The following is a 14200-nucleotide window of genomic DNA, read 5'->3' on the forward strand; positions in this document are numbered from 1 at the left end:
GGTAGCAAGCCTGCCGGGCTAATGCCTGGGGAATACGATGTCGCGTGGTCTGGAACTGCTCATTGCCCAAACCATCCTGCAAGGCTTTGATGCCCAGTATGGCCGTTTTCTGGAAGTAACGTCCGGCGCACAACAGCGCTTTGAACAAGCCGACTGGCACGCCGTTCAGCAGGCGATGAAGCAGCGCATTCATCTTTATGATCACCATGTTGGCCTGGTCGTCGAGCAACTGCGTTGCATCACCGACAGCCAAAGCCCGGACGCCGCGTTTTTGCTGCGTGTTAAAGAGCACTACACGCAACTGTTGCCGGATTATCCCCGCTTTGAAATCGCCGAAAGCTTCTTTAATTCAGTCTATTGTCGGCTATTCGATCACCGCTCTCTCACGCCCGAACGGTTGTTTATCTTTAGCTCCCAGCCGGAACGCCGCTTTCGCACCATCCCGCGCCCGTTAGCCAAAGCGTTCTGGCCGGAACGCGGCTGGGAAGCGCTGCTGACCAAAGTGCTGTCGGATTTGCCGCTGCGCCTGCCGTGGCAGGATAAAGCGCGTGATGTGGGCTATATCACCGCGCATCTGCAAGAGGCGTTTGGCAGCGAAACCCTTGCTCACTCTCACTTGCAGGTGGCGAACGAGCTGTTTTACCGCAATAAAGCCGCCTGGCTGGTGGGTAAGCTCATTACCCCGTCGGCTACGCTGCCGTTCTTGTTGCCGATCCACCGCACCGATGAAGGCGAGCTGTTTGTCGATACCTGTCTGACCACATCGGCGGAAGCCAGCATCGTGTTTGGTTTTGCCCGCTCCTATTTTATGGTTTACGCCCCGCTACCCGCCGCCACCGTTGAGTGGTTGCGCGAGATCCTGCCCGGTAAAACCACCGCCGAACTCTATATGGCAATTGGTTGCCAGAAACATGGCAAAACAGAAAGCTACCGCGAGTATTTAAATTACATCAACGCCAGCGACGAGCAGTTTATTGAAGCGCCTGGCATTCGCGGCATGGTGATGCTGGTGTTCACGCTGCCCGGCTTTGATCGGGTATTTAAGGTGATCAAAGACGTTTTTCCCCCGCAAAAAGAGATGAGTGCTGCGCACGTGCGGGCGTGCTATCAACTGGTTAAAGAGCATGACCGTGTGGGACGCATGGCCGACACACAAGAGTTTGAAAACTTTGTGCTGGAAAAACGGCAGATTTCCCCGGCGTTGATGGCGCTTTTGCTGGAACAAGCGCCTGGCAAAATCACCGATCTCGGCGATCGCATCGCCATCAGCCATCTCTATATTGAGCGGCGTATGGTGCCGCTCAATCTGTGGTTTGAGCAGGTCAAAGGTCAGCAACTGCGCGACGCGGTTGAAGAGTATGGCAACGCCATTCGCCAGCTTGCCGCCGCCAATATTTTCCCCGGTGACATGCTGTTTAAAAACTTCGGCGTCACCCGCCACGGACGCGTGGTGTTCTATGATTACGACGAAATTTGTTATATGACCGAAGTGAATTTCCGCGACATTCCCGCGCCGCGTTACCCGGAAGATGAGCTGAGCGCCGAACCGTGGTACAGCGTGTCGCCAGGGGATGTCTTTCCGCAAGAGTTTCGCCACTGGTTGTGCGCCGACCCGGAAATCGGCCCGCTGTTCGAAGAGATGCATGCCGATTTGCTGCGTGCCGATTACTGGCGCGGATTGCAGGCCCGCATCCGCGAAGGGCATGTCGAAGATGTTTATGCCTACCGCAAACGCCAGCGTTTCAGCGTACGCTTTGGCGCAGGCGCGCTGCGGCAGGCGGGGTAAATCAGGTGAAGTAATATCTCACCACATGAAAGAAGATGGGCGCGGCAAAGCAGAGAGAATCAATCCTGTCCATCATGCCGCCGTGCCCTTCGAGCATCGCGCCGAAATCCTTCACGCCGCGATCGCGTTTAATCGCCGACATACATAAACCGCCAGAAGACACGCGCGTGAATGTCCCTGGCACCATAAGGTGAATAAAAAGGGACTTTCATGCTGTAACCTTTTGGAAGTTAACGCATTCCCCCGTACGCCAGCGTCACTTCTTTCGCGCCACGGATCACCATCGCGCCCAGTTCGGTCACGCGGTCATCGGTGATGCGAGAGATGGGCCCGGAGATGGAAATCGCGGCGAAGGGTTCGCCGTGCTCGTCAAAAATGCACGCCGCTACGCAGCGTAAACCCAGCGCGTGCTCTTCATCGTCAAAGGAATAGCCGCGTTTACGCGTCTGGGCGAGATCTTCTTTCAGGTGTACCGGCGATACCAGCGTGGCATGGGTGTATGCATGCAGCCCCTGGCGGTGCAGCAAGCTACCCACTTGCTCATCGCTCAGACGCGACAAAAACGCTTTTCCCGCGCCGGAAGCATGCATCGGCAATTTGCCGCCAATCGGCGCGGACATGCGCATCAACTGCGTACACTGCACCTGATCGATAATAATCGCCTGATGGTCGCTCTTATCCAGCACCGCGAGATTCACGGTTTCGCCGGATGCTTCCATTAAGTTGCGCAGGATCGGGTGAACAATCGCCATCAGGTTACGGCTTTGCAGAAAACTGCTGCCAACGATAAACGCATGCGCGCCTACCGACCAGTGCCCCAGCTCGCCCACCTGGCGAACAAACCCGAGCTGTTGCATGGTCGTGAGTAAGCGGTGGGTGGTTGAGTTCGGCAAACCGGCCTGTTGCGCCAGTTCGGTGAGGGCGACGCTGCCATGAGACTCGGCAATCCATTCCAGCAGTTTCAGGCCGCGGGTCAATGACTGAACTTGCCCACCCGCCGGAGCGGCCGGGGCGGTAGCTTTTCTGCCTCGTTTAGCGGGAACGGACGTGGCCATGACAGGCTCCTTTTTCTGTATCGTGGAAATCATTTTCGTTTTAATTGAGTATAACGCAACTCCCCGCCAGACTGATCGGATGAGTTCGCACAAAACAGCACGAAAATGGCAGATACAGGGTATTTATTGCCGCACGTGTTTCGCCAGTTGAATATGTTGCGCACAAAGCGTAATGGTTCGTCTTACCTGGCTCAGTGGATGCTCCGGAAACATCTCATCATATTGACGATCGTCGCTCGGCAGGCAACGCAGTTCACTTTCCTGCAATTTGGCGAAGAGCGCGTCGGCAGAATCAATAAATTCTGGCTCGTCGTTAGTGGGCGGTATGTTGCCCTGCTTAAGCTGTAAATCCATCACTACCGCTTCGCGAAAGCCAGTGTTCCATTTTTCTACCGCTTCCGCATTGATCTGAAAGAGCCCGTTTTTAACGGGGAGCCAGATAATCGCGACAAAATACATACCGAGTGAACCCGGTGTCGGATCGCGATATTTAAATATGCCCTGCAACGCGGCGACATCCTGAATATTGAGCGCTGTTAACTCCAGTAACGCACCGCCGATTTTTGCTGTTTCTTGCTGCCAATAGCGTGTAGCGGCAGCAATATCGTGTAAGGCGAAGGGCCACTGCACCGGATCGTGGAGCTGAAGGCGCACCGCGCTCTGTTCCGGCGTGGACCATGCCATGCTGGTGTCACGGCTCTCATACAGTTGCCACCCGGCAATGTTGAGTTGCAGGTCGGTGAGGCGAGGTTTCTTATGGCCAAAAAGAGACGTCAAAAAAGACATAATCCGTTCCGTAAGTCGGTGTGCCTGTCAGAGGGCAGAAGGTTTGAACATACATCGGCAATCAGGCCTGAAAACTTGACAAGTCATCGCACTGAAAGGGTAACGGACTGGCGCAACACTCAGGTTTACGGGCGTTACGTGAGCATCTCTCATGTTCACCCCGCGTCGCTTTTCCGCTCTGCCACTTTATGCCAGTATGTCCTGCTGGCCTTTTGGCCTGGTTGAGCATTGTCGGGAGCACGTGTGAGCAGCAAAGTTGAGCAACTGAAGCAGCAGTTAAGCAAAAGAATTCTGGTTCTGGATGGGGGCATGGGCACCATGATCCAGAGCTATCGTCTGAGTGAGCAGGATTTTCGCGGCGAGCGCTTCGCCGACTGGCCCTGCGATCTTAAAGGCAACAACGACTTGCTGGTGCTCAGCAAGCCAGAGGTGATAAGCGCGATTCATGACGCCTATTTCGCGGCGGGCGCGGATATCATCGAAACCAATACCTTTAACTCAACGACAATCGCCATGGCAGATTACCAGATGGAATCCCTGTCGGCGGAAATCAACTTCGCTGCAGCCAAACTGGCGCGTGCCAGCGCCGACAAATGGACGGCGCAAACGCCGGATAAACCGCGTTATGTCGCCGGGGTGCTTGGCCCGACCAACCGCACTGCCTCAATCTCACCGGACGTTAACGATCCGGCGTTTCGTAATATCTCCTTCGATCAGTTGGTTACCGCTTATCGTGAATCCACCAAAGCGCTGGTGGAAGGGGGATCTGATCTGATCCTGATCGAAACCGTGTTCGATACGCTGAACGCTAAAGCCGCGATCTTTGCGGTAAAAGCGGAGTTTGACGCGCTCGGCGTTGAGCTGCCGATCATGATTTCCGGCACCATTACCGACGCCTCCGGGCGTACGCTCTCGGGGCAGACAACCGAAGCCTTTTACAACTCCCTGCGCCACGCCGATGCGCTCACCTTCGGCCTGAACTGCGCGCTGGGGCCGGATGAACTGCGCCAGTATGTGCAGGAACTTTCCCGAATCGCCGAATGCTATGTTACCGCCCACCCGAACGCTGGTCTGCCTAACGCTTTTGGCGAATATGATCTCGATGCCGACACGATGGCGGTGCAAATCGGCGAATGGGCGCAGGCCGGTTTCCTGAATATTGTCGGCGGCTGCTGCGGTACCACACCAGAGCATATCGCCGCCATGAGCCGCGCGGTCGACGGTGTGCCGCCGCGTCAGCTACCGGAGGTGCCAGTTGCTTGCCGCCTCGCGGGCCTGGAGCCGCTCAATATTGGCGACGACAGTCTGTTTGTGAACGTCGGCGAACGTACTAACGTCACCGGTTCCGCCAAATTTAAACGCCTGATCAAAGAAGAGAAGTACGCCGAAGCGCTGGACGTGGCGCGCCAGCAGGTGGAAAGCGGCGCGCAGATCATCGATATCAACATGGATGAAGGGATGCTGGATGCCGAAGCGGCGATGGTGCGTTTCCTCAACCTGATTGCCGGTGAGCCGGACATTGCCCGCGTGCCGATCATGATCGACTCCTCAAAATGGGAGGTGATCGAAAAAGGGCTGAAATGTATCCAGGGCAAAGGCATCGTTAACTCGATTTCGATGAAAGAGGGCGTTGAGCCATTTATTCACCACGCGAAACTGGTGCGTCGGTATGGTGCCGCCGTGGTGGTGATGGCCTTTGACGAAATCGGTCAGGCGGATACGCGCGCGCGCAAAATCGAAATTTGCCGTCGCGCCTATAAAATTCTCACCGAAGAGGTGGGTTTCCCGCCGGAAGACATTATCTTCGATCCGAACATCTTCGCCGTGGCAACGGGTATTGAAGAGCACAACAACTATGCGCAGGACTTTATCGGCGCGTGTGAAGATATCAAACGTGAACTGCCGCATGCGCTGATTTCCGGCGGTGTTTCCAACGTTTCGTTCTCGTTTCGCGGCAACGACCCGGTGCGTGAGGCGATCCACGCGGTGTTCCTCTATTACGCTATTCGTAACGGCATGGATATGGGCATCGTCAACGCCGGGCAACTGGCGATTTACGATGATTTGCCTGCCGAGCTGCGCGACGGCGTTGAGGATGTGATCCTTAACCGCCGCGATGATGCGACCGAGCGCATGCTGGATCTGGCGGAAAAGTACCGCGGCAGCAAAGCCGCCGATGAAGGGGCAAACGCGCAGCAGGCGGAGTGGCGCAACTGGGATGTGAAAAAACGTCTCGAATATTCGCTGGTAAAAGGTATCACCGAATTTATCGAGTTCGATACCGAAGAGGCGCGTCAGCAGGCCGACCGCCCCATCGAGGTGATCGAAGGGCCATTGATGGACGGCATGAACGTGGTGGGCGATCTGTTCGGCGAGGGCAAAATGTTCCTGCCGCAGGTGGTGAAATCCGCCCGCGTGATGAAACAGGCCGTGGCCTATCTCGAACCCTATATCGAAGCCAGCAAAGAGAAGGGCAGCAGCAACGGCAAAATGGTGATCGCCACCGTGAAAGGCGATGTTCACGACATCGGTAAAAATATCGTGGGCGTGGTGCTGCAATGTAACAACTACGAAATTATCGACCTCGGCGTGATGGTGCCCGCCGACAAGATCCTGAAAACCGCCCGCGAAGAGAAGGCTGACTTGATTGGCCTTTCCGGGCTGATTACGCCGTCGCTCGACGAAATGGTCAACGTGGCGAAAGAGATGGAGCGCCAGGGGTTCACCATTCCGCTGCTGATTGGCGGTGCAACCACATCGAAAGCGCACACGGCGGTGAAAATCGAGCAGAACTACAGCGGGCCGACGGTGTATGTACAAAACGCCTCGCGTACCGTGGGGGTGGTGTCAGCTTTGCTTTCGGATACGCAACACGATGAGTTCGTTGCCCGTACCCGCAAAGAGTATGAAACCGTGCGCATCCAGCACGCGCGGAAAAAACCGCGTACGCCGCCAGTCACATTGCAAGCCGCACGGGAAAACGATCTCGCGTTTGACTGGGAAAGTTATACGCCGCCGGTCGCACACCGGCTGGGTGTGCAGGAAGTCACCGCCAGCATTGAGACGCTGCGCAATTACATCGACTGGACGCCATTCTTTATGACGTGGTCGCTGGCCGGGAAATATCCGCGCATCCTTGAAGATGAGGTGGTGGGTGAGGAGGCGAAACGTCTGTTTGCCGATGCTAACGAGATGCTGGATAAACTGAGCGCGGAAAAGCTGCTCAACCCGCGCGGCGTGGTCGGGCTTTTCCCGGCTAACCGTGTGGGCGATGATGTGGAAATCTACCGCGACGAAACCCGCACGCAGGTGCTGACGGTGGGTTGCCATCTGCGCCAGCAAACGGAAAAAGTCGGTTTTGCTAACTACTGCCTGGCGGATTTTGTCGCCCCCAAACAGAGCGGCAAAGCGGACTATATTGGCGCATTCGCAGTGACTGGCGGTCTTGAAGAAGACGCGTTAGCACAAGCGTATGACGCCGCGCACGATGATTACAATAAAATCATGGTGAAAGCGGTGGCCGACCGCCTGGCAGAAGCCTTTGCGGAATATCTGCATGAGCGGGTACGCAAAGTGTACTGGGGCTACGCGCCGAACGAGAACCTCAGTAACGAGGAATTGATCCGCGAAAATTATCAGGGCATTCGCCCGGCGCCGGGCTATCCGGCTTGCCCGGAACACACGGAAAAAGGCACCATCTGGCAGTTGCTGGACGTTGAAAAACATACCGGGATGAAACTGACCGAATCCTATGCGATGTGGCCAGGAGCATCCGTTTCCGGCTGGTATTTCAGCCACCCGGACAGTAAATATTTCGCGGTAGCGCAAATTCAGCGCGACCAGGTGGAAGATTACGCGCGGCGTAAAGGCATGTCGGTGGCGGAAGTTGAGCGCTGGCTGGCGTCTAATTTAGGTTACGACGCAGATTAATAACCACAGGGCATTTTTTTAAATGCCCTGTTTTTTCGCCATTTCATTTTCGCGAAACTATCGTGAAGCAAACATAATACCGATTGAAACTAAGAACATTCTTAAAAATGGATATTTTCTTAGACCCTTCTTCCCCTTCATGCGTATGATGGGGACGGACTACACGGCAAGATTGCTTACTCTTTTGCGGTTCATTTAATTGTCATAAATTTAACTTAGGTATTATAAAATGGATATTTATGATATAAGAAAAAGAAATCTATTGCCGAAGGATTACGAAAATATCCTGGCGCCAGATATCGCGAAGAATATTATCAAAAAGGAATATTTCATCGAGAATAGCCCGAATAATATTTTGGGCAGTATCGATGGTTATACGATTAAGCAGCACCACGGTTTTAAATATGGCTTACCGCACGATCCGCTTGGTCATCAAAAAGAAAAACATATTGATAGCCTGGTGGATAAAGGCGTGGTGGTGGTCGTTCGCCCGAATGTCAGTACGCGTAACCGCTTCTATTACCCGTTCTTTATCGCGGAAAACGCCGAACTGTTTTGCGTGCAAGGCCTGTCATTTAATGCGGTGTTTATCAGAACCATTTTGAACGGGTTTAAAGACAGTGTGGCTATGCATGGGCGACCCGCCCCGACCCGAAGTACCTTTGTACCGGTGACGCCTGAGTTTGGCCCAGGTTACTGGAAAACCAGCGAAACAGACTTTCACGGCGTCAAAAATGCCGCGGTAATGATGCTCAACCGGGCGACCAGTATGGGCGATCAAGGGCGCGTATTTGGCTCTGACGGCAAAGATTATATGAACACCTCGCGAGATAAAATTCAGCTGTGGACGCCAATACCGGAAAGCGTCTCATCTGATACCCGAGAAATCCTCTATAATCGCTCGGTGATCCGGCGTTATGGTGAAAAGCGTACCGTTTATCAGAAATACCTTGAGGGTGATGATGCCTGGGCGCAATCGGGGAAATCATGGCAATGGATTCCAGGCGTAAGGGATGAGGATTATGAATTTAAGAAATAAGATATTTGCTTTCTGGGGTATTATGGACGTGCTGGCGCTGGCCAGCTATTTGTTTTTTTCGCTGCAAGGCGGTAACGTTCCTTTTTATTCCGACATTAGCGGCTTTTATACTAATTATTCACAGCTGGGTGTGAATGGATTAATGGGTGTAATTATTCAGACGATGTTCTTTATTAATATCGCGCTGATTATCTCGCTGGTTTTTTCTGCCTGGTCTTTTTTCGTTAAAAAAGACATCCATACTATTTTCTTTATCGTGCAGGAAATAGCCCGCGTGCTGTCGTTAAAGTGCTCAGTGGCGCTGATTCCGCTGTTTATGCATTTTGCAGGTTTTACCGCTGCGTGGGGGGCAATGTTGCTGTTTGTCATCTCGGAAGTGCTCAAAATTGCTTCGGTGGTGTGGGCTAAACGCCAGCGCAACCCGCAAACGGCGCCTGCCGTTTCCCGCTAACCGGTAAAGCCTCGCTTCTGTCACAAAACCGTCATTTTTGTTTACAACTCTCAGGGGGCTTAACCGGCACCCTGCGCTTTTCTTCGCATTGACGCCTTATACTTACTTCATAATGTTGACGTTATCTTCCCGGTAACGAGCAACGCATAACGATAAGGAGAACCAGATTCTGTGCTGACTTTGCTTCATCTGCTTTCTGCCGTGGCTCTGCTGGTGTGGGGCACACACATTGTACGTACCGGAGTGATGCGTGTTTTTGGCGCACGTTTGCGTACCGTTCTTAGCCGTAGCGTCGAAAGGAAACCACTCGCCTTCTGCGCGGGTATCGGCGTGACTGCACTGGTGCAGAGCAGTAACGCCACCACCATGCTGGTGACCTCGTTTGTCGCCCAGGATTTAGTGGCGCTCACCCCGGCGTTGGTGATTGTGCTGGGCGCAGATGTCGGGACAGCACTGATGGCGCGCATTTTGACGTTCGATCTCTCCTGGCTGTCACCGCTGCTGATTTTTCTTGGCGTCATTTTCTTCCTTGGGCGTAAACAGACGCGCGAAGGCCAGCTTGGGCGAGTCAGCATCGGTCTTGGGTTGATTCTTCTGGCGCTGGAGCTGATTGTGCAGGCGGTTACGCCGATCACCCAGGCCAATGGCGTGCAGGTGATTTTCGCCTCGCTGACCGGCGATATTATGCTCGATGCGCTGATTGGCGCGGTATTCGCCATTATCAGTTACTCCAGCCTGGCGGCGGTGCTGCTGACGGCGACGCTGGTGACGGCGGGGATTATCTCTTTCCCGGTTGCGCTGTGTCTGGTGATTGGTGCCAACCTCGGTTCCGGCTTGCTGGCGATGCTTAATAACAGCGCCGCTAACGCTGCCGCCCGCCGCGTGGCGCTTGGCAGTTTGCTGTTCAAGCTGGTGGGTAGCCTGATTATTCTGCCGTTTGTCCATCTGCTTGCCGATTCATTACATAAACTTCCGTTGCCGGAAGCAGAACTGGTTATCTATTTCCATGTGTTCTACAACCTGATCCGCTGCCTGGCGATGGTGCCGTTCGCCGGGCCCATGGCGGCGTTTTGTAAGCGCATTATTCGTGAAGAGCCCGAGCTGGATGCGCGCCTGAAGCCAAAACATCTCGACAGCTCCGCGCTGGATACGCCAACGCTGGCGCTAGCCAATGCGGCGCGGGAAACCTTGCGCATGGGCGATGCGATGGAACTGATGCTCGAAGGGCTGCATAAAGTGATGCACGGCCAGCCTCGCCAGGAGAAGGAGCTACGCAAGCAAGCCGATGACATCAATGTGCTGTACACGGCGATTAAGCTCTATCTGGCGCGGATGCCGAAAGAGGAGCTGGCGGAAGAGGAGTCGAAACGCTGGGCGGAAATTATCGAGATGTCGCTGAACCTTGAGCAAGCCTCCGATATTGTCGAGCGCATGGGCAGCGAAATCGCCGATAAATCGCTGGCGGCACGGCGCGCTTTCTCTGTTGAAGGCTTGCAAGAACTCGATGCGCTGCATGAACGGCTGGTGGGGAATCTGAAGCTGGCGATGTCGGTATTCTTCTCCAGCGATGTAACCAGCGCCCGGCGCTTACGCCGCAGCAAACACCGTTTTCGCATTATGAACCGCCGTTATTCACATGCCCACGTTGATCGATTACATCAACAAAATGTGCAAAGTATTGAAACCAGCTCCCTGCACCTCGGTTTGCTGGGCGACATGAAGCGTCTTAACTCCCTGTTCTGCTCGGTGGCCTATAGCGTGCTGGAACAGCCGGATGAAGACGACGAGCGCGACGATGCATAACCCGTACCGTGCCTGCGGGCACGGTAGCTAAAACCCCCACTTTTACTGCGTAACTGCACAAATTCGATTTGGCGCGGCGAAAATCCGGTTTTATCTCCCGGCGAAGCCAGTTATATTCCGCTTTTACAGGAGAATTTATGCTGCCAACCCAATCAACACGTTTAAACAAATACATCAGCGAAAGCGGGATTTGCTCACGCCGCGAGGCTGACCGTTACATCGAGCAAGGCAATGTCTTTATCAACGGCAAGCGCGCCGGGATCGGCGATCAGGTGGTAGCCGGCGACGTTGTGAAAGTAAACGGTCAACTTATCGAGCCGAGAAACGACGAAGATCTGGTGTTTATCGCGTTGAATAAACCCGTTGGTATTGTCAGTACCACTGAAGACGGCGAAAAAGACAATATTGTTGATTTCGTTAACCACAGCAGCCGTATCTTCCCCATCGGCCGTCTGGACAAAGATTCGCAGGGGCTGATTTTTCTCACTAACCATGGCGATTTAGTGAATAAAATCCTGCGTGCGGGCAACGATCACGAGAAAGAGTATCTGGTGACTGTCAATAAGCCCGTCACCGACGAATTCGTGCAGGGGATGAGCGCGGGGGTGCCGATCCTCGGCACCAAAACCAAAAAATGTAAGGTTAAAAAAGAAGCGCCGTTTACCTTCCGCATTACCCTGGTTCAGGGGCTGAACCGCCAGATCCGCCGTATGTGCGAATACTTTGGTTATGAAGTCACCAAACTTGAACGCACGCGCATTATGAACGTCAGTCTCACTGGCTTGCCGCCGGGAGAGTGGCGTGACCTGACGGATGACGAGCTGATCGCGCTGTTTAAGCTAATTGAGAACTCATCCTCAGAAGCGAAGCCGAAAGCAAAAGCAAAACCGCAGGCGGCGAAAAAGCCCGCAGTGAAAGTGGCGAAGCCCGAAGAGAAAAGCCGGGCGAAACCGGCGGGAAAACGCTTTACCCAGCCGGGCAGGAAAAAGAAAGGGCGCTAGTTAGCGCTTGCCGCGCGTTGAGGTGTTTGCCGACCAGGAAAATGTGGCGTTCTCATCGGGTTTATAAGCCTGCTGTTTCTTCAACTGGCGGGCTTTCTTCGCTGCCGCTTCGCGCTGCGCCATCAGTTTATCGATGTACTCCTTTTTCACATGATTAGCTTCAGCGTTGCTGAGTGGGCGTCCGTGTGCGATGCGGGCGCGATCCAGCAGCGTTTTCAGCTCCCGCTGTTCACTCTCCGTCATCTCTTTTTGCGTCAGTCTGGTCAGGGCCATAAAGCGTTCTCCTTGGGAAGTGCATCGAGTCTACGCGATGTAAGAGGGCATGTCTGCGTGGTGATGCATAAACCCTGGAAAGCGCTTCGCAGATCTATTTTGGGACGGGTGACTTCATCTGCTGCTGGTCTAAGCTGGTAGGGATTTTCGGTATAAAATTTTATACAAGGATGTGGTATGCTCCCTTCACGGCCTACTTTAAAGCCCATCATCTGGATAGGCTCGTCATACGATGACTTACGCGCTTTCCCTGAATGTGTCCGCAAGGATGCTGGTTATCAGCTACATAAAATTCAAGCTGGTCTGGAAGCTACAGATTGGAAACCGATGATGGAAATTGGTGCAGGCGTTGCAGAAATCCGTCTTCGCGATCGCGCAGGAGCGTTTCGTATTTTTTATTTGGCCAGGTTTGAAGATGCACTCTACGTTTTGCACTGTTTTCATAAAAAGTCACAGCGCACGCCATTTAAGGATAAAACGATTGCCCGGACGCGTTATCGCGCTTTGGTTGAGCACCACAGGAGCCAAAAATGAGAACGACACAAGATGGCCTGATTGGCCATGTAACCCCAGCAGATGCCAACATTTTTACTGAACTGGGTTTTGAAGCCGAAGAGGCTAACGCGCTTGCGCAGGATGCAGAAAGAGAAGTGATCCAGCTGTTGAACATAAAACGGCAACTGATGCAGGAAATTTCTGGCTGGATAGCAGAAAACCATCTCAAGCAGACTGAGGCGGCGGCAAAACTCAATATTTCTCGCCCTCGCGTCTCCGATGTGGTCAACCAAAAAGCCAGCAAATTCACTATTGATGCACTTGTCACCATGCTGGCTAAACTCGGCAAGCCAGTTACCATTACAATTGGTTAAGCGTTGTAAACGGCCGGATAGCTGATAACGTTATCCGGCCGCTATCGACTAACCCTCTTTCACCGCTTCCGTTTTACGTCTGTCGACCGGTTTGCCCGACCAGTAGCCCGCCAGTAGCGAGCCGGAAAGGTTGTGCCACACGGAGAACAGCGCGCCAGGCAGCGCGGCGAGCGGTGAGAAGTAGATTTTACCTAATGCCGCAGCAAGGCCGGAGTTCTGCATCCCCACTTCAATCGCCAGCGTACGGCAGGTGGATTCATCAAAGCCGAACAGACGGCCGCCCCAGTAACCGCCGAGCAGGCCAATGCTGTTATGCAGGATCACCGCGACAATCACCACCAGGCCAACAGAGGCAATATAGTTCGCGGAACCGGCGACTACGGCGCTAATGATCGCCAGAATGCAGACCATGGAAAACGCCGGCAGATAAGGTTCCAGCGCGTTAACCACGCGCGGGAACAAGTGGTGCACAATAAGCCCTAATGCAATCGGGATCACCACAATCTGCAGGATGCTCAGTAGCATGCCCATCACATCTACCTGAATATGCGCATCGACATACAGACGCGTCAGCAGCGGCGTGGCGATAACGCCCACCAGTGTTGAAACCGAGGAGATGGTAACCGATAGCGCGACATCACCTTTTGCCAGATAAATCATCACGTTTGATGCCGTTCCACTGGCGACGCTGCCGACCAGTACCATCCCGGCGGAGAGATCCGGCGGCATCTTAAAAATCAGCGCCAGTAGCCATGCCGCCAGCGGCATCACCAGGTAGTGCAGGAAAATGCCGGCGGCAACCGGAGCCGGGCGCGACAGGACACGTTTGAAATCGTCAATTTTTAAGTGCACGCCCATACCAAACATAATCAGCATCAGTAGCGTGGTGACCCACGGGCCAATGGCGATAAAGGTGGGTGGAAAATAATAGGCAAATACCGAGAGCAGCAGTGCCCATAACGGGAACAGCCGCGTGAACGTTGCGAGCATGTGGGAATTCCTTGCGATTGTTGTGTTGTATTTTTATTACCCTTCACTCTTCAGGCTACAGGTGCGCTGACGAAGCCAATAGCGTCAGAAATTTCTGCGCCGGTAACCCGGCAGTCTCACCGCGGGGATGAGCGTTGTTCGCAACGGTTCTGCAACCCGAATGAATGAGGGTATTTAAGGAAGGGATCGAGCCCGACCATTGGTATTGTTTATCGTG

At 53.9% G+C, this 14200-nt stretch carries 13 protein-coding genes; 8 read left to right on the forward strand and 5 right to left on the reverse strand.

All coding sequences use genetic code 11. The features are described from left to right. Positions 1-37: 37 nt before the first annotated feature. Positions 38-1786, forward strand: coding sequence for a bifunctional isocitrate dehydrogenase kinase/phosphatase (aceK, locus tag IP581_RS01275; RefSeq protein ID WP_097401693.1), 1749 nt, complete (start codon positions 38-40; stop codon positions 1784-1786). Position 1787: 1 nt separating this feature from the next. Here aceK and IP581_RS01280 read toward each other — a convergent pair whose 3' ends face one another. From IP581_RS01280 to IP581_RS01290, 3 genes are all read right to left on the reverse strand, one after another. Next, positions 1788-1982, reverse strand: a complete 195-nt coding sequence (locus IP581_RS01280; protein WP_265580043.1) for a phosphatidate cytidylyltransferase — start codon at positions 1980-1982, stop codon at positions 1788-1790. Between the two features lie 34 nt (positions 1983-2016). After that, positions 2017-2841, reverse strand: a complete 825-nt coding sequence (gene iclR / locus IP581_RS01285; protein WP_086873880.1) for a glyoxylate bypass operon transcriptional repressor IclR — start codon at positions 2839-2841, stop codon at positions 2017-2019. 123 nt (positions 2842-2964) lie between these two features. Further along, the gene (locus IP581_RS01290; protein WP_193821572.1) at positions 2965-3627 is read right to left on the reverse strand and encodes a hypothetical protein; all 663 of its coding nucleotides are present in this window, start codon (positions 3625-3627) and stop codon (positions 2965-2967) included. Between the two features lie 243 nt (positions 3628-3870). On the opposite strand from IP581_RS01290, the gene metH reads away from it, so the two are divergent. The 5 genes from metH (at position 3871) to rluF (ending at position 11851) form a co-directional block, all read left to right on the forward strand. Then, the gene (gene metH, locus IP581_RS01295) at positions 3871-7557 is read left to right on the forward strand and encodes a methionine synthase (RefSeq protein ID WP_193821573.1); all 3687 of its coding nucleotides are present in this window, start codon (positions 3871-3873) and stop codon (positions 7555-7557) included. A gap of 262 nt (positions 7558-7819) precedes the next feature. Next, complete coding sequence (locus IP581_RS01300) at positions 7820-8596, forward strand: hypothetical protein (protein ID WP_097401687.1); 777 nt, start codon at positions 7820-7822, stop codon at positions 8594-8596. After that, complete coding sequence (locus tag IP581_RS01305; protein ID WP_193821574.1) at positions 8580-9047, forward strand: hypothetical protein; 468 nt, start codon at positions 8580-8582, stop codon at positions 9045-9047. The genes IP581_RS01300 and IP581_RS01305 overlap by 17 nt, the downstream gene beginning before the upstream one ends. 171 nt (positions 9048-9218) lie before the next feature. Continuing rightward, entirely contained in the window at positions 9219-10850 is a 1632-nt protein-coding gene (locus IP581_RS01310; RefSeq protein ID WP_086873885.1) for a Na/Pi cotransporter family protein, read from the forward strand. 137 nt (positions 10851-10987) lie between these two features. Continuing rightward, entirely contained in the window at positions 10988-11851 is an 864-nt protein-coding gene (gene rluF / locus IP581_RS01315; RefSeq protein WP_097401684.1) for a 23S rRNA pseudouridine(2604) synthase RluF, read from the forward strand. Here the strand turns inward: rluF and IP581_RS01320 are convergent, their stop codons facing one another. Continuing rightward, positions 11852-12124 (reverse strand): DUF3811 domain-containing protein, encoded by a 273-nt coding sequence (locus IP581_RS01320; protein WP_086873887.1) that lies wholly within the window; start codon positions 12122-12124, stop codon positions 11852-11854. A 177-nt stretch (positions 12125-12301) separates the two neighbouring features. Here IP581_RS01320 and IP581_RS01325 point away from each other — a divergent pair, with 177 nt between their 5' ends. Then, entirely contained in the window at positions 12302-12658 is a 357-nt protein-coding gene (locus IP581_RS01325; protein ID WP_086873888.1) for a type II toxin-antitoxin system RelE/ParE family toxin, read from the forward strand. Beyond that, on the forward strand, positions 12655-12993 hold the full coding sequence (locus tag IP581_RS01330) for a helix-turn-helix domain-containing protein (protein WP_097401682.1): 339 nt from the start codon (positions 12655-12657) through the stop codon (positions 12991-12993). Before IP581_RS01325 ends, IP581_RS01330 begins: the two co-directional genes overlap by 4 nt. Positions 12994-13041: 48 nt before the next feature. On the opposite strand, the gene panS is transcribed toward IP581_RS01330, so the two are convergent. Continuing rightward, a complete protein-coding gene (panS, locus tag IP581_RS01335) occupies positions 13042-13983 on the reverse strand; it encodes a ketopantoate/pantoate/pantothenate transporter PanS (RefSeq protein WP_193821575.1) in 942 nt (313 codons plus the stop codon). Positions 13984-14200 lie beyond the last annotated feature (217 nt).

The organism is Kosakonia pseudosacchari, from assembly GCF_015167415.1.
In the GTDB taxonomy this organism is placed as follows: Bacteria; Pseudomonadota; Gammaproteobacteria; order Enterobacterales; family Enterobacteriaceae; genus Kosakonia; species Kosakonia pseudosacchari.